Annotated in this window: 15 protein-coding genes; 10 read left to right on the top strand and 5 right to left on the bottom strand. The window is 67.8% G+C overall.

The window, feature by feature from the left end:
* Window positions 1-36: 36 nt before the first annotated feature.
* Window positions 37-678 carry a TetR/AcrR family transcriptional regulator gene (locus AA23TX_RS12020; RefSeq protein WP_155542614.1) on the bottom strand — a complete coding sequence of 214 codons (642 nt, stop codon included), beginning with the start codon at window positions 676-678 and terminating at the stop codon, window positions 37-39.
* Between the two features lie 89 nt (window positions 679-767).
* Here AA23TX_RS12020 and AA23TX_RS12015 point away from each other — a divergent pair, with 89 nt between their 5' ends.
* On the top strand, window positions 768-1,517 hold the full coding sequence (locus AA23TX_RS12015; protein WP_155542613.1) for an SDR family NAD(P)-dependent oxidoreductase: 750 nt from the start codon (window positions 768-770) through the stop codon (window positions 1,515-1,517).
* A 58-nt stretch (window positions 1,518-1,575) separates the two neighbouring features.
* Window positions 1,576-2,487 carry an alpha/beta fold hydrolase gene (locus AA23TX_RS12010; protein WP_155542612.1) on the top strand — a complete coding sequence of 304 codons (912 nt, stop codon included), beginning with the start codon at window positions 1,576-1,578 and terminating at the stop codon, window positions 2,485-2,487.
* Window positions 2,488-2,593: 106 nt separating this feature from the next.
* On the opposite strand, the gene AA23TX_RS12005 is transcribed toward AA23TX_RS12010, so the two are convergent.
* The 3 genes from AA23TX_RS12005 to AA23TX_RS11995 form a co-directional block, all read right to left on the bottom strand.
* Window positions 2,594-5,281, bottom strand: a complete 2,688-nt coding sequence (locus tag AA23TX_RS12005; protein ID WP_196425290.1) for an ATP-binding protein — start codon at window positions 5,279-5,281, stop codon at window positions 2,594-2,596.
* Between the two features lie 174 nt (window positions 5,282-5,455).
* On the bottom strand, window positions 5,456-5,953 hold the full coding sequence (locus AA23TX_RS12000) for a GNAT family N-acetyltransferase (protein WP_155542610.1): 498 nt from the start codon (window positions 5,951-5,953) through the stop codon (window positions 5,456-5,458).
* A 100-nt stretch (window positions 5,954-6,053) separates the two neighbouring features.
* On the bottom strand, window positions 6,054-6,455 hold the full coding sequence (locus AA23TX_RS11995; protein ID WP_155542609.1) for a DUF5958 family protein: 402 nt from the start codon (window positions 6,453-6,455) through the stop codon (window positions 6,054-6,056).
* A 357-nt stretch (window positions 6,456-6,812) separates the two neighbouring features.
* Between AA23TX_RS11995 and AA23TX_RS11990 the strand changes: the two genes are divergently transcribed.
* The 8 genes from AA23TX_RS11990 to AA23TX_RS11955 all read left to right on the top strand — a co-directional run bounded on the left by AA23TX_RS11990 (window position 6,813) and on the right by AA23TX_RS11955 (window position 14,755).
* Window positions 6,813-7,250, top strand: coding sequence for a hypothetical protein (locus AA23TX_RS11990; protein WP_155542608.1), 438 nt, complete (start codon window positions 6,813-6,815; stop codon window positions 7,248-7,250).
* 147 nt (window positions 7,251-7,397) lie between these two features.
* Window positions 7,398-8,018, top strand: coding sequence for a suppressor of fused domain protein (locus AA23TX_RS11985; RefSeq protein ID WP_155542607.1), 621 nt, complete (start codon window positions 7,398-7,400; stop codon window positions 8,016-8,018).
* A gap of 70 nt (window positions 8,019-8,088) precedes the next feature.
* Entirely contained in the window at window positions 8,089-8,874 is a 786-nt protein-coding gene (locus AA23TX_RS11980; protein WP_155542606.1) for a class I SAM-dependent methyltransferase, read from the top strand.
* A 191-nt stretch (window positions 8,875-9,065) separates the two neighbouring features.
* Window positions 9,066-10,562 carry a hypothetical protein gene (locus AA23TX_RS11975; protein ID WP_155542605.1) on the top strand — a complete coding sequence of 499 codons (1,497 nt, stop codon included), beginning with the start codon at window positions 9,066-9,068 and terminating at the stop codon, window positions 10,560-10,562.
* The gene (locus tag AA23TX_RS11970; protein ID WP_196425289.1) at window positions 10,559-11,866 is read left to right on the top strand and encodes a GNAT family N-acetyltransferase; all 1,308 of its coding nucleotides are present in this window, start codon (window positions 10,559-10,561) and stop codon (window positions 11,864-11,866) included. The genes AA23TX_RS11975 and AA23TX_RS11970 overlap by 4 nt, the downstream gene beginning before the upstream one ends.
* 215 nt (window positions 11,867-12,081) lie before the next feature.
* The gene (locus AA23TX_RS11965) at window positions 12,082-12,672 is read left to right on the top strand and encodes a hypothetical protein (protein ID WP_230862435.1); all 591 of its coding nucleotides are present in this window, start codon (window positions 12,082-12,084) and stop codon (window positions 12,670-12,672) included.
* A gap of 71 nt (window positions 12,673-12,743) precedes the next feature.
* The gene (locus AA23TX_RS11960; protein ID WP_155542603.1) at window positions 12,744-13,415 is read left to right on the top strand and encodes a response regulator transcription factor; all 672 of its coding nucleotides are present in this window, start codon (window positions 12,744-12,746) and stop codon (window positions 13,413-13,415) included.
* Complete coding sequence (locus tag AA23TX_RS11955; RefSeq protein WP_155542602.1) at window positions 13,412-14,755, top strand: sensor histidine kinase; 1,344 nt, start codon at window positions 13,412-13,414, stop codon at window positions 14,753-14,755. Before AA23TX_RS11960 ends, AA23TX_RS11955 begins: the two co-directional genes overlap by 4 nt.
* A 234-nt stretch (window positions 14,756-14,989) precedes the next feature.
* Here the strand turns inward: AA23TX_RS11955 and AA23TX_RS11950 are convergent, their stop codons facing one another.
* Window positions 14,990-15,859 (bottom strand): hypothetical protein, encoded by an 870-nt coding sequence (locus AA23TX_RS11950; RefSeq protein ID WP_155542601.1) that lies wholly within the window; start codon window positions 15,857-15,859, stop codon window positions 14,990-14,992.
* Between the last annotated feature and the right edge of the window lie 199 nt (window positions 15,860-16,058).

Below are 16,058 nucleotides of genomic sequence, written 5' to 3'. Positions count from 1 at the left end.
CACGGCCATACCCGCTGCCGCGGTGGCCGGCGGCTTTCACCCGCTGCCCGGCGACCGGGCTCCCGGGGCAAAAGACCGGACGTAGGCCAGCGCGGCGTTCATCGATGCTTCCAACGGCTGGATGTGGCGGATGGTCTGGGAGAGCAGAACTCCGCCCTGCAGCGCCGTCAATAGTGCGAAAGAGAGCTCGTCGAGATCGGTGTCGGCACGCAGTTCGCCGCGATCGCGCATGGCCTGCAGGCCGTTGAGGATCAGGGCCTTCCAGCGCAGGAATCCGTCGGCGATGTCGGTGCGGGATTCCTCGTCGCTGGTGCTCAGTTCGCCGGCGAGGGAGCCGAGGCTGCAGTCGCCGCGGCACTCGTTCTCGAGCTGGCGTTCGATCGCGGCGTCCGCCCAGGCGCGTAGTGCCTCGAAGCTGTCCAGCGCGCCGATACGGGGCTCCCCGGCGTCGAGTGCGGCGTCGGCCTGACGGGTGATCACCGCCCGGATCAGGGCCTGTTTGCTGTCGAAGTAGTGGTACAGCTGCGAACCACTCACTCCCGCGGCGGCGCGGACCTCGTCGATGCCGGTGCCCGCCACGCCGTGCCGGGCGACCAGCTCGGTCGCGGCTTCGATGATCCGGTTCCTGGTGGCCCGCCCCTTCGGGGTCAAACGTCGTGGCTTCGCCGTCTCGGTCACCCCCACAGCCTACCGAAGACTGGGTTGCGCCATCCATTTTTTGCCACTACGTTTCTGGATGGGACAACCCAGAAAATGAGGTTCAAGCCATGACCACCACTGAACAGCGCGGGCGCACGGCCTTGGTGACCGGCGCGACCGCGGGCATCGGCCGTGCCGTCGCCCTGCACCTGGCGGCCAGCGGGATCGACGTGATCGCCCACGGCCGCGACCCCGAACGCGGTGCCCAATTGGTGAAGGAGATCACCGAGGACGGTGGCACCGCGCGGTTCGTGACCGCGGACCTGACGAAAACCGAGGAGGTCCGGGCCCTGGCCGAGGAGGCCGGGGAGATCGACATCCTCGTGAACAACGCCGGGATCTATGCCTTCACGAACACTCCCGACACCACTGCCGAGAGCTTCGACCGGCAGTTCGCGGTCAACACCCGAGCCCCGTTCCTGCTCGTCGCGGCGCTGGCCTCCGGCATGGCCGCGCGCGGGCACGGATCCATCGTCAACATCACCTCGACCGCCGCCACGTCCCCCGCGCCGATCGGCTCCGCCTACGGCGCTTCGAAAGCCGCTGTCGAACTGCTGACCCGCTCCTGGGCCACCGAGTTCGGCGCGCGCGGCGTCCGCGTCAACGGCGTCTCCCCCGGGCCGGTCCGCACCGCGGGAACCACCGCGATGCTCGGCGACGACGTCGAGATGCTCGGCCGGGCCAACCTCCGCGAGCGGATCGGCGAACCGGACGAGATCGCCCGTGTCGTCGGCTTCCTCGTGGACTCCGACAGCAGCTACATCAACGGCACCGTCATCGTCGCCAACGGCGGGGAGCCCAGCGCCCTGCCCGCCTGACACCCGCCCCGCCCCGCCCCGCCCCGCCCCGCCCCGCCCCGAACAGGAGTACCGCCTCATGTCCCTTTCCGGTACCGACCCCGCGTGGTTGCCCCCGGGCTTCGAAATCCGTACCGCGCACACCAACGGCGTCCGGTTGTCCGCCGCGGTCGGCGGTAGCGGGCCGCTGGTGGTCCTGGTGCACGGCTGGCCCCAGACGGGCCGCGCGTGGGCGAAAGTCATGCCGGCCCTGGCCGAGCACCACACCGTGCTCGTGCCCGACTTGCGTGGCAGCGGCGCCAGCGAGCGTCCGGTCGACGGCTACACCAAGACCAACCAGGCCGACGACATCCGCGGTCTGATCACCGCGCTCGGGCTGACCGGACCGGCCGTGGTGGTCGGCCACGACATCGGCAGCATGATTGCCTTCGCCTGGGCCCTGCACCGGCCCGAGGACCTCGCCGCGGTCGTGCTGCTCGACGCCTTCCTGCCCGGGGTCGATCTGGAGGAGTCGATGAACGTCGTCACCGGCGGCTCCTGGCACTTCGGCTTCTTCATGACCCCGCACATCCCGGAGATGCTGTTCGACGGTCACGAACTGGAGTTCATCACGGCGACGTTCACCGCCCTGAGCGCGAAGCCGACGTTCACCGACTCCGAACTCGCCTTCTACGCCGATGCCTATCGCGGACGCGACCGTCTCCGCGGCGGTTTCGGGCACTACCGCACGCTGCTCGACGACGGCCGGGAGAACCTGGCGGCCCTCGCCGAGCATCCGGTGACCGTCCCGGTGCTGTCCATCGGTGGCCGGGACTCCGTCGGCGAGCAGACGACGGAGGCGCTGCGGCCCCACGTCGAGAACCTGACGGGCCTGATCGCCCCCACCGGTCACTTCGTCGCCGAGGAAGCCCCGGACTGGCTCGTCCGAACGCTGCGCACGTACCTCGCCGAGACCATTGAGCCCCAACCGAGCGGCGCCACCGTCCTATGAGGATCCTGGTCATCGGCGCCACCGGTGCGGCAGGCCGACGCCGGGGCTCGCTCGCGGTCGCGCGCACCGGAACGGCGTGTTACGTGGGCGAAGCCTTGTCGTCAGTTCAGTGGCTCTTGTCCGAAGGTGCGTTCGCCTCGTGGTTCAGCCGGGCGTGGATCTCCGCGGTCTGTGGGGCACCGAGTTCCTCGCAGATCGCCAGTGCCTGACGCCAGCATTCGACCGCCGTGTCGATGTTGCCGAGGATCTTCGCTATGTCACCGATGGAGGTGAGGCTCCTCGCTTCGCTCCAGCGGTCGCCGACCTCACGCCACATCCCGAGCGCCTGCCGGTAGTGCTCTTCGGCCTTGTCGAGTTCGTCGAGGTCCCGGTAGGTGTCCCCGAGGCTTTTGAGGATCTGGGATTCACCGCCCGGGTCGCCGCTCCGACGTCGCAAGTGCAGTGCCTGCTGGAGATAATCGATCGCCTCGACGTACCGTCCGAGACCGCGGCAGGCGTCGCCGAAGCAGTGCAGGGCCACGCTCTCGCCGTGGGGGCTGTCCACTGCGCGAAACAGCGTGAGCGCATCCTGGGAACGGGCCAAGGCATCGGTGAACCGCTCCAGTTCCCACAAGGTGATGCTCAGGCTTCCCAGGGTCCACGCCTCGGCGTAACGGTCGCCGAGTTCGCGCCAGATAGCGAGTGCGCGCTCGAAGCTGTCGATCGCGTCGTCGTACCGGCGGAGGTTGCGGTAGGCGATTCCCAGACCCGCGAGCAGCCAAGCGTATCCGCTCCGTTCGGCCTGCTGCTCAGCCGCGGCGAGCCCGATGCGGTAGGCACTGATCCAGTCGACCCAGGGAGTCCGCAGCGTGAAATAGCCCCACAACGCGGTCGGGAGCTGCCAAGCGATGTCCAGGTGCGACTCGGCCGAGGCCTGTCGAGTCGCGGCGACGAGGTTGAGGCGTTCCGCCTCGCACCACTGCCAAGCCCGCCCCTGGGTTTCGAAGGTCAGCGGACAGCAGCCGGCGGGTGGTTCGCCGAGCGGCGCATGTCGTCGAAGTGGCGCGAGTTGACGATCGGCGGCGTCGGCGGAATGCAGGTACCACGTCAGCAGACGCAGTTTGGCGTCACCGCGGTCGGCTTCGGTTTCGTCCTCGCCGGCGCGTTCCGCGGCGTACAACCGAAGCAGGTCGTGGAGACGGTAGCGGTTGTGGTCGACCTCCTCCACGAGGTGCACGCTGGCGAGGGCGTCGAGGTTGCGCCGAGCCTGCTCGATGGTGAGGTTGGTCAGCGCCGCGGCAGCCGGGATCGAGATGTCCGGCCCGGAGTGCAGGCCGAGCAAGCGGAACACGTGGGAAACGGCCGGCGGCAGCGCCCGGTAGGACCAGGAGAACACGACGCGCACGGCCGTGCTCTCGTCGTCGTCCGCGGCCAACAGGTCGAGCCGGTCGCGTTCGCCGGACAGTTGGCGAGCGAGTTCGGCAAGGGTGAGTCTGGGGTGCGCGGCGACGCGTTCGGCGGCGATGCGCAGCGCGAGCGGAAGGTATGCGCACGCGCGCGTGATCTCGGCAGCCGCAGCACCCTCGGCCGCGACCCGGTCTTCACCGACGATTTGCTCCAGGAGGGAGTACGCCTCCGTCGGGTGAAGCGGATCGAGGGTCAACCGGGCGGCGCCCTCCCGGGCGACCAGACCGGACATCCGGTGGCGGCTGGTGATGAGCACTCGGCACGTGGCCGATCCGGGGAGCAACGGGCGGACTTGCTCTGGTGTGGCGGCGTTGTCGAGGACGATCAGTACACGCCGGTCGGCCAGCAATGAGCGGTAGAGCGCCGCCTGTCCCTCGAGGTCCGCCGGCATGTTCCGGGTGGTGACACCCAGCGCTCTGAGCACCCGTTCCAGGATCTGCTCGAGCGGTGTGGGCGCGACCGGGTCGTAGCCGTGCAGATCGATGTAGATGTCGCCGTCGGTGAACTGGCTTCTCACAGCGTGTGCCCAGTGCACGGCCAGCGCGGTCTTGCCCATACCGGCGGCGCCGACGATCAGGAATATCGAGGTCTCTCCGGGCCCGCTCGCCCCGGGCTCGACAAGCAACGAGTCGAGCTTGGCGATGTCGGCGACGCGGCCGGTGTAGTGGGCGGTGCTCGCCGGGAGATGCCGGGGTACAGGCAGCACTCGGCGTTCGGCGCCCGCTGCGGGACTTGGCTGTCTCGCTGGGTCGACGATGTCGCGGTAGGGGTTGTCCGGCAGGGCGATCCACGCCGAAGTGACGGTCTCTTTGGCCGAGACAGTCACATTTCGGTAAGTGCCAGGCCTGGCGGTGATGCTGTGCCGCACCACCTCGTCGAAGAACCAGTGCGACGCGATGAGTGCGAGAATGCCCCGCGACCCTGCCAGAGCGGCCCTCAACTCGGAAGAGTTCACGAGGCGAAACGTCAGGTTCACGGACGCGGCTGTGACGCCGTGGTCGTCGTAGTTGATTTCTCCCGCGTGCACCGCGAGCCGCAACCTGATGCGGGCTTCGGGCCCGTGCAGGCGGTTGTGCTCCGCGAATGCGTCCACCACCCGGGCGGGAAGTGACTCCACGAACAGGCTTTTCGGCACTTCCGGCGGCGCGAGAACGAAGACGCCGTCACCGCGGTCTTCCTTTTCACAGGATTCCCAAGGGATGCCGGCGCTGTCGAAGGAGGTCCGCAGGCAGCTGTAGAGCCCGCGCCGGACCGCGAGCTGGTGGTGATTCGTCCGTTGCCACGCGCCGAACCCCTCGACGTCGACCACGACGATCGTACGGTGAACCGCTGCCGTCGATTTCGTCATCACCCTGCCCCCGCCGGTCCCGCACGAGATCACCGTTCGGACAATGATGAACGTGGTTCACACTCCGATGGGCTGTTCTCACTCGAATGGCCGCTTCCCACTGGACAAAACAAGGACCACACAACGATGCGAGGAACTTCAGCGGGGCGCGATCCAGCTACCGCTTCGGATGTGTCACGAGATGGGCGGCAGCGCGAGCCAGTCCTGCCAGTCGATGTCGCGACCCAGAAAGCGGGGCCGCCGGAAGGGCCAGTCGGCGGCGATCCACTGCGGTACCAGCGCGTCGAGCGCTTGCTCCACTTCGCTACCGACGAGGTCGTCCACCACCCACCACGCCACCTCGCCGTCGGAACCGGTGCGCTCGGGCGGGTCGATGTACACGCAACCGAGGATCGCGGTCTCCTCTTCGTCCAGCAGCGCGTAGTTGAACGACTGATGCGCGGCTATCTCCTTCTCGTGCCGCAACAGGTCGAGGCGGTCCTCCTCGAACGTCATCGACTCCTTGGGCCAAGACCAGGCCGGACCGAAGATCCCCCACAACCGCTCCCGAGAGCCCATCACAGCCGGGTAATCGAGAGCGGTGTCCGCCTCCCGGATCGGCCGCAGGTGAAGCCCGGTGTCGGGCACGGGCGTGTAGACCGGGTGGACGAAATCGTCGGGCAGCCAGCTCATAGCTGCCGAGGCTACACAACTGGTCGCTGTGACATCCGCGAGATCATTCCGAACACGCTCAGGCCGCCGAGGGCGAGTTCCAACGGCCCACTTCGGCAGCTCAGCCTGCGAGCGTGGAACCCAGCCGATGCCAAGAATGACTGCAGCCCTGACTGCAGAACACGGCACGCCGCCGCCCGTCGGCGATGCCGAGCAGCGCGATCAGTAAGCGGAACGCCTTGACCCGCTCGGCGGCAGGGAGAATCGTGATCTTCGGCAGTTGCACGTGCACGGGGCCGCGTACCGCCAGGACGGCCGGCGTGTAGGTGGGCTTCAGCTCCGCTCGCCGAATTGCTTCCTGAACGTCGTCGGTGGTCGCCCGTGCCTGAATGCAGTAGCCGGCGATCTCCTCCAGTACGGCGAGCTGCTCGCTACCTGCCACAGCACTGAACCAACCGACACCGAACGCGGTCGAGCGCCGGCCCTGCGCCAGCTCGTTGATGATGATTGCGCGCTCATGCACTGGAATCGCCTCCGCCCTCCCGCTCGACACGGCATAGGACTGGCAGGGTATCCAGGTCGTCCTCGACTCGCGACCCGTTTGCCGCCACACTCACCGCGCGTTACGCGGACACCTTCGGCAAGGCCTGGGCAAAGACGTCGGCGCAAGCGTTTTCGGGCCGCCGGGCAACCGTGGCGGCCTTGCTGGCGTGCTGGAGGCATGACGTCGTCGAGGTCCTGGCTGCCCGAGGCGGCCTTGTGTTTGTGGTGGCTGACTCGCCGGCATTGAGGGACGGTGACGCACGATCTTGTCCGGAACAGGAATCAATGATCATCCGGGAAGCATCTCGGCTTCACCGGCGATGCAGGAGGGACGCCGATGAGACCTGGCGAAGGGATCGCCCTGCTGGTGTTCGGGGCTCTTGCCGTGGTGATGCTGGTCATCAGGTTTCGCTGGCCGGAGAAATTCGAAGGTTTCGGTCGGGTCCCGCCGCCGAACCCGGCTCACGCACGTCAGTTCGCCGCGCTGCGGGACGAGGACTACGACCTCGTCCTTCGGGGCGGAGCCTCGGTGAACCACCTCAACGCAACGTGGCCATACGCCAGCCTGCTGGTCAGCCGCAGCCAAATCGAGCTGCGCGTCCGCCACGTCGAACCGATCCGGATCACTCGCGCCGAGGTCATCGGACTGTCGTGGGTAGGCCTCCCGTTCGGCCGCGGCCTCAAATTCCGAACCGCGTCAGGCCGGTTGGACAAGGTGACCGTCTGGCCCCCGAGAAATGCGGAGAAACAGCTGGCCGACCTCGGCTGGCGCTGAAGACGGTCGATCACTGCCGTGCAACGCCGCCCGAGCCACCGTGCGATCGGCGTCGGCCAGGCCGCTGGTCGAGCAATCGTGGACATCCGGCTCTGCCGAGTCGAGTGCGCCGGGAGGGGCGCAAAGGCTGTCGGCGATGATGCCGAGGTGACGGAGACCGAGGACGCACCGGGCTGGGACGCCATTGACGCGGCTCTGGCCCAGCTGTACCCCGACGTGGAGCCACGGCACGTCGGCTACTTCCCGCCGCGAGGGTTCCAGGGAGCAGGCCTCCAGGGCTGCTCGGCGTACCCGGCCGACCGGCATTGGCACTACATCACCTACGGCTTGAGCGAGTTGTACCAGCTAGCCCCTGAAGCCGACCCGGAATGGTCGGGCTGGGGATTCGAACTCACCTGCCGCACCGTCCGGGGCACCGAGACCGAGCCCCCAGAGTGGCCGTTTGCGATACTCAACCAGCTCGCGAAGCACGTCAACACCAACGACGTCCTCCTCGAACCCGGACACCGCATCGACCTACGGCAACCGATCACCGGCCACCCACACCTGCCCGACGCCCCGCCGAGTGAGCTGACCGTGTACGCCCTGACGCTCGACCCACAGCTGGGGTGCATCCAAACCCCCAACGGCAAGGTCACCTTCCTCCAAGCCGTGGGTGTCTCCAGCCGGGAGAAGACCCGCATGCTCGAGACCTCCACAGCGGCGGTGCTCACCGATCTGGCCGAGAGCAACCCCTTGTACATCACCGACCCGCACCGTCAGGGCTGACCTCACCTCTCGGAGGAACACCGACAAATCCGTGTCCGGTCACGCCGACGAGCGGCAATAGGGTGACTGGATGGGACCAGAAGTTCAGCACCTCCATGCCTCGTCCTTCGGCGCCGCGGCAGGTGCCTACGCCGAGCACCGTCCGGACTACGCGTCGGCTGCGGTGCGGTGGGCGCTGGAGCCCGCGCCCGGATCGCGCGTGCTGGACCTCGGGGCCGGAACCGGCAAGCTGACCAGCACGCTGGTTGCGCTGGACACCGATGTCATCGCGGTGGAACCCGACCCGGCGATGCTGACCGAGCTACGCCGCGCATTGCCGGCTGTCCGCGCGCTTGCGGGTAGTGCCGAGGCGATACCGCTGCCGGACGCGTCCGTCGATGCCGTGCTGGCCGGCAACGCCATGCACTGGTTCGACATGGCCGTTGCGGCGCCCGAGATAGCAAGGGTTCTCGCACCCGGTGGCGTGCTGGCCGGTCTCTGGAACGTCATGGACGACCGGGTCGATTGGGTTGCCGGTCTCGCGCGGTTCAGCGGCAGCGCGGTCATCGGCCCGCGTGACACGCTCCGCAGCTGGCGTGCGGCGACGGCCGGCTTGCCCCTCGGCACCGGCCCGGGTGTGGGGTTCGGCTCCCTGGAGCAGGCCGAGTTCCCGCACAGGCAGCGTCGCACCGCCGACTCCCTCGTCGCGACGCTCGCCACCCGTGCGGGTGTGCTGGTCATGGCCGAGCGGGAACGGGAGGTCACGCTGAGCCGGATCCGGACTTTCCTCGCGAGCAGGCCCGAAACCGCCGGCGGCGAGTTCGCCCTCCCGATGCTGACCGGCGTACTGCGCGTCCGACAGCTGTTCCTTTCGTGAAGTGCGAGACGAGACGGCAGCTGCGAGAGCAGTCATCAGTTCAAGATTTTGTAACAACGGACACAGTCATCACGATGCTTGAGCATGAGCAGACCAAGCCTGGCCTGCCCGCGGCGCACGCGCACCATTCGGGTCGCCTTGTCCCAGGGAAGCCGTTGTCTCCGAGCAGGCTCATAGGTTGTGGGGAATAAATGGAGATCGTCGACACGCTGTTCCAGGTCGGGCTACCCACACTCGCCGGGCTCTTCGTCTTCTTGGCATACCTCAGACCCACGATCCGACTGCTCAACCGCACGATCCATCGAAGGTTCAAGATCACCCGGCTTGTTCGGGCAACCTGGATGGTGCTGACATTCCTCAGCTACGGCCGCTCGCGCACGGAGCTCTACCGAGCGGCTTGCATGCGGGTCGAGGCCGAGTTGCTGCATCCCCGGCCGGAACGACCCGACCGCTGGGAGTACCGGCGCCGCTCCGATTTTCGCTTGGACCTGGAGGACTACCGGAAATCGCTACGGGAATGGCATCGCAAGATCGACTCGCTGGCCGACAACCTGATGAGGAAGTCCGACAAGAACAAGATAGTCGTGGATACCTGCTTCGCAATATCGGACGTACAAGATGAAATCATGGGCTACTTCCGGGTCCGACTCGCCGAAAACGCCAAGGTCGACGCAAACCCGGAAGTCTTCATGTCCGAGGTACACGTACAGGAAGCCTTCGTGGCGCCCTTGCAGTTGCTTTCCGGACTGCTGGGAAAATACGACGAAGACTGGCCCAAACTCATCGAAGGCCACCGCGCGACCGTCGACGAACTCGACGACAGCCTCGGGGACATCCGCAGTTTTCAGGCTTTTTTGTTCACGTGCTGGCTGACCTGGGGTCCGAGCATCCCGTTCGGTACGTGCAAGCGCTGGGGAGGCCACAATGTCATGCAACTCGGCTACGGAGACGAGAGCAATTCGATTGCGCTCGCCGTTCGAAGCGCCGACGAACCCCATCCGCCTCGGGTAGCCCGCGGCGGGCACGTGGTCCTTGCCGAAGGCTGGCAGGTCACCGGTGTGATCAAGACGACGGCCGCACTCGATCGGCTGAAGCTGTGCAGCGCGCAGACCGAGGTACTGCGCGGCGAACAGAACCAGCTCATGCTGGAGGCGAGCGCACCGATCAACGCACCGAGTGAGGCAGAGAGCATCTACTACTCCGCCTACATCTGGGTGATCATCGTTCTCTGCGACGCCGATGGGCGGCCGAGGCACAGCGAACCGTGGAAGAACATGCTGACGTTCTTCGAGCACGGCAACGTGGCCGACGACTCCACATACCTGATGCTCAAGCGGCAGTTGGCCAGCAAGGTGCGCACGTCCCTGGAGTCGATCTTGCGCGAGCACCCCGATCTGATCCTGAGCTTCGCCTGCGCGATCGACGAATGTGGCTGTGGTGAGCCGATCAGGTACCCTGCCCCGCCCGGCGAGTCCATGCGCGAGCTGCTGTTCGCCGAGTCCTGGCTGACCCGGCTGGACGCCGAGGGCCGCCGGGACCGAATGCGTACTGCTCTCACCGGTAAGGCCCGCGTCGCGCATGCGGCCTGCAAGCTCCCGAACACCGTGTCCGGCTACCAGAAGGACCAGGTGAGCAGGACGGGTCCCCAGCCGATCGATCGGCGATACCCGGAGGTGCTGGTCGGTTGATCCGCTTCCACGACCTCACCGCCACCGACGCCGACATCGCACTGCTCACCGTCTTTTACCAGGACCACTACGCCGCCGAATTTCCCGACCCCGACGAGCGGGAATCGCTGGCCAACATGATCGAGTACCTGCGGCTGCGCGAGCAGGGCTGGTACGGGCACAACAATTACCACATCATTCTCGCATCGATGAATGGTGTGACGGTGGGCTGCTCGGTAGTGGATTACTTCGCCGGGCCCAATGCCGGAATGATCGAGTTCCTGATGGTGGTTCCCGCGTTCCGCAACGCAGGCGTGGGACGGGCCATCCTCGCCGAGACCGAACGTGTCCTCGAATCGGATGCCACGGCCGGTGCCGGCGCACCGCTTGCCCACGTGTTCGCCGAGATCAACGACCCCTTCTTGCCGACAGGGGCGCCGGACAACCTCGACCCGGCCGATCGCGCGCTGGTCTGGGACCGGTGGGGCTTCCGCGGTTTGGACCTGCCCTACGTCCAGCCGGCGTTGTCCGAAGCCCAGGAACCGGTCACCAACCTGCTGCTCATCTGCAAGACGTTCGGCGAGCCGTGCACGCCGCGGACGGTGCGCTCGGCCGTGGCCGACTACGTCCGCTGGGCCATGCGCGTGGAGGATCCGGAGCGCTGCCCCGAGTTCCAGGCGCTCGCAGCTCACCTGGCCACGCTCGGATCCGTCGGAATGTTCTCCCTCGCGCGCTACATAGGACATCCGATCCCGCACGCGCGGCCACTGACCGCGCCGACGGACCCCGACTGGACCGCCGCGATGGCTCTCTACCGCACGGCCTTCGGTACCACGGAGTACGGCATCCCCGAGTCGGAGTTCACCCAGGAATACCCGGTACCCCTGCATTTCTGGACGCTACGACGCACACCCACGTCCGCGGTCGCCGGCCTGGTCACGTTCTTTACCCTGACCACCGCCGGATTCGGCGGCTACGGACTGTTCACCGACGACCTGCGCGGCATCGGCGCCCTGCGCCCGACGATCGCCCAGGTCGAGCTCCAGATGCTCGCCGACCGACCCACCACCCGAGGCTGGTACATCGAAGTGGCACCGAAGACCGACCCGGCCCCGTTCCGGGCTGTCGGCTTCGTCGAACTTCCCATCCGCTACACCGTCCCGTCCCCCAACGGGGACGAACTGCCCGCCACGCTCATGTACAAACCGATCGGCCGCCACTATTCACCAGCGCTCCCGACCAAGTCCGAAGTGAAGGTCGCTGTTCGAGAGATCAGGGAAGTCATCTACGGCTTTCAGCCCGGCGAACCTGTTCATCGACCCTGAAGTAGGCTCGCCGGAGGGCGGCAGGTTTCGGTTGATGGGCGCGGGGAAGTGGCGGTCGGAACCCTGCGACGATGTTCCTTAGGTGATTCCAAAGTTGGGTGAAAGTCCCGCTGAAGTGCAGTTGGTGTGGTGGGGGCGGCACCGGATTGGCCGGTGCCCTGCATCGAGCGAGGACACACATGGGAATTCGGACCAGACTTGCCGCCGCTGCCATTGTGGCCGGCCTGACGGCGGTGACCGGCGCGGCCGCCGCGTCGGCAGCGGCTCCGGCGGCTCCGTCGTCGGCACAGCTCGACCACAAGAAGGACGAAGGCAGGACGAACGACGAGCAGTTCGCCAAAGTCGCCGCGAGCTTGCACGTGACGGTCAAGCAGCTGACCACCGCCTTGGACAACCTGAAACGCGCTCTGGGCAACGGAGCCGGCAAGGCCACGGCCATCGCCGCGTTCGCCAAGGAACTGGAGATCACGGTTGCCCGTGCGGAGAAGGTGCTGGAGGCACTCTCCGGTAAACCCGGACCCGGCAAGCCCGTTCCCGGTAAGGATGCGGGCGTTCCGGTCGAGGCGGTCAAGCTGCTGGCCGCCGAGCTGAAGATCAGCGAAGACCGGGCCCGGCAGGTGTTCAAGGACCTCGACAAGGTCGGCGGCAAGGGCGAAGACGTCACCAAGGATCCGGTGTTCATCGCCATCGCCAAGGGCCTGGGGACCACCCCGCAGCGGCTGCTGGTCGGGCTGCGCAAGGTGAAGGAGGAGTTCGCCAAGAAGGAGGGCGGCAAACCCAAGGATGGGGCGTCGACCGGGAAGTGATCCTCTCCGCTGGTGTGTCCGGGCCGGCCAACAGCCGGTCCGGACACCGTGGTGTGCTCCATACTGGGCGCGTGCGGGTACTGGTAGTCGATGACGACGAGGCCGTCCGCCGCTCGCTGGAGCATGCGCTGCGCCGGGACGGCTATCAGGTGTCCCTCGCGGCCGACGGCGTGCAGGCGCTGGACGAGCTCGGCCGGTCGCGGCCCGAGGTGATCGTGCTGGACGTGCTGGTTCCCGAACCGAACGGCCTGGAGATCTGCCGACGGCTGCGCCGCCGCGGCGACCAGACGCCGATTCTCATGCTCACCGCGCGCGACCTGATCGAGGACCGCGTCGCCGGGCTGGACGCGGGCGCCGACGACTACCTGGTCAAGCCGTTCGCGCTGGACGAGCTGCGGGCACGGCTGCGAGCCCTGCTGCGGCGCACCGGCGCGGTCCAGGAGGTGCTGCGGTTCGCCGGCATCGAGATGGACACCACCACCTGCCGGGTGCAGCGCAGCGGTCGGGCGATCGAGCTGACTCGCACCGAATACTCGCTGCTGGAGTTGTTCCTGCGCAACCCACAGCGCGTGCTGAGCCGCGAGCTGATCTTCGAATCGGTGTGGGGCTACGACTTCGGGCCCGCATCCAACCAGCTGTGGGTCTACATCTCCTACCTACGCGGAAAACTGGAGTCCGCCGGTGAGCCCCGGCTGATCCAGACCGTGCGCGGCCTGGGATACGTGTTACGGGAAGAACCATGACCTTGCGCACCAGGGTTGGCCTCGCGGGTGGACTCGTCGTGCTGCTGGCGCTCGCCGTGGCGTCGTTGGTGGTCTACCCGGCCGTGCGGTCGATCATGCGTCAACAGGTCGACGCGTCGCTGAAGCAGAGCATCGGCGAGGGTGATTCCCTCGCCCGCCAGCTCAAGCAGAAGGTCGCCGAGTCCGGCGACAAGATTCCCATCGACGAGCCGGTCGAACTGGGCAGCATGCTGGTCCAGTTCGTCGGCGGCCCGGTGTATCCCGGCTCGAACCGGGCCTTCGTCGAGATCACCCAACGGGACGCGGACGTCGCCGACGGCACGCAGCCCGCGTACTTCCAGGACACGACCTACAACGGCGTCGAGTACCGCCTCCTCACCTCCGGGATGGGCAAGCCGCCGGGTGGACTGATGCGGATCGCCCAGCGGCAGGACGACCAGACCGCCATCCTGGCCTCGCTGGCAGCGTTGCTGGTCGCGCTGACACTCGGGGGCGGTCTGGTGGCCGCGGTGACCGCGCGGCTCGCGGCGCGCCGGGTGCTGCGGCCGGTCCAGCAGCTCACCCGGACCGTCGAGCACATCACCGCGACCCACGACCTGACCGCGCCCGTCGACCATCTGACCGGACGTGACGAGATCGGCCACCTCGGTCAGGCTTTCGCCGCCATGACAACCGCTTTGGACGCGTCCATGCGGGCACAGCGGCAACTGGTCGCCGACGCCTCACACGAGCTGCGCACCCCGTTGACCAGCCTCACCACCAATCTCGAACTGCTCGCCGACGGCGACGGCCTGCGCGCGCCCGAGGCCCCGGCGCTCGTGCAGGACGCGATCGGCCAGGCCCGGGAACTGCGGTCGTTGATCAACAACCTGGTCGATCTCGCCCGTTACGGCAAAGACACCGCCCGCACCGAGGACACCCGGCTCGACCTGGTGGCGAAGACCGTGATCGCCAGGGCCGCCACGCGAACCTCGGCCCCTCGGTTCACGTCCACCCTGACCCCGTGCCTCGTGCACGTCGACCCGGACGCGATCGAACGGGCCATCGGCAACCTCGTGGACAACGCGGTGAAGTGGAGCCCACCCGACGGCGAGATCACGATCACCGTGGCCGATGGCGAGTTCTCGGTCACCGATGAAGGCCCCGGTATCCCCGCGGCCGACCTGCCGTTCGTGTTCGACCGGTTCTACCGCTCCACCCAGGCCCGGTCGATGCCCGGTTCCGGGCTGGGTCTGGCGATCGTGCGCCAGGTGGTGGAGACCCACGACGGGCAGGTCGCCGCCGAACCGCTGGACCACGGGCTGCGCATGCGGTTCCACCTACCGGTCGTGCCGGACTGAGCGGGATCAGAGCTGGGACGCGCCGCTGTCCACCGGGAACTCGGCGCCGGTGATGTAGGTGGCATCGAAAGTGGTCGCCCGCCGGACACTCCCTGGTCGCCTCGGGCTCCATCGCGGATACGCATCCGAACACCCTTCATGAACGCACTCACAGCGGGGAGTCGGCCACCAGTCGGACTCGGCTCGTTCGTGCGCGCTGCCGGCCGCTGACCGAGTGCTGAGGCGACGCCCGGGTCAACGGTCGATCACGGCCTTGGCGGGGACCAGGTAAGGCCGCTTCCCCTTGACCCCAGCGGGAAACAGCAGAGCCAGATTCTCACCGGCCCCCGCCACCCGAACCTCCCGGCGCGGCCGCTCGGCCAGCTCGGCAACGCCGTACGCATACGCGCCGCGGGCATTGATGGTGGTTCCGCCACGGAAGCTGATCCGCAGGTCCGGCGGGCCGTGGTCGGCGGCGGTCAGGCGCCGGTCCGGGGCGATCGTGACCTCCGCCGGGTACCAGCCCGTGCGGCGGGCCGCGGCCAGGCGCCGCGCCCAGCGGATCCGGCGGAACACCGCGACCGGGAACAGCACGACCCCGGCGATCAGCATCCAGATGCCGGCACTGCCCGTGGCCTGGTCTTCGTTGGGCTCGTCGGAAGTGCGGACCCGGGCCGGACGGACGGGGTCGGTCACGACCGTTACGTGATCGCCGGCCGCGTACCGGCGATCGGAGGTCCGGGTGATCCAGACCCGCTTGCGGACGCCGCCGAACGCGTAACCGACCTCGAGGTAGGTTCCGTTCCTCGGCTGCCGGACGGTCAGCACGGTGCCGTCACTGTGCACGCCCGTGCGCAGCAACAGTTCGGCGGCCCGGTCCAGCTCGGCCTGCACCGCGAAGCACCCCGCGATCAGGGTCGCGGCGGCCAGCAGCGCGAACGTCCAGCGCCGCCCGCCGGCCCGCAGCCGCCGCAACCCCGGCGCGGCGGCCTCCGGATCCGGAGGGCCGGCGGGTAGCCCGCTGTCGCGCTCGACAACCACAGGCCCGGCCGACGACGAGGGCGGCGAAGAAAGCGGCAGCCGACGCCGAGTCGGCCTGCCGAACGCGTGCTCCCCCTTCGCCACCACGCCAGGGTAGACCGGTTTCCGCCGCAGAACGCCGCCTGTGGCCCCACCGGAAGCCCATCGGTCAGGCAACTGCTCGACCCGGACCAGCCTGGCACCTTGACCACCCGCCACCACTTCGCCCGTGTGGTCACCCTCGCGTCGGCCGTCGACCGACGCGGTCATGCCGATGAGCGGGAATTCGTGCCGCGGCCATCGA

Source organism: Amycolatopsis camponoti (genome assembly GCF_902497555.1).
In the GTDB taxonomy this organism is placed as follows: domain Bacteria; phylum Actinomycetota; class Actinomycetes; order Mycobacteriales; family Pseudonocardiaceae; genus Amycolatopsis; species Amycolatopsis camponoti.
Note: the sequence above shows the minus strand (reverse complement) of the source record. Positions and strands in the feature narration are given on the sequence as shown.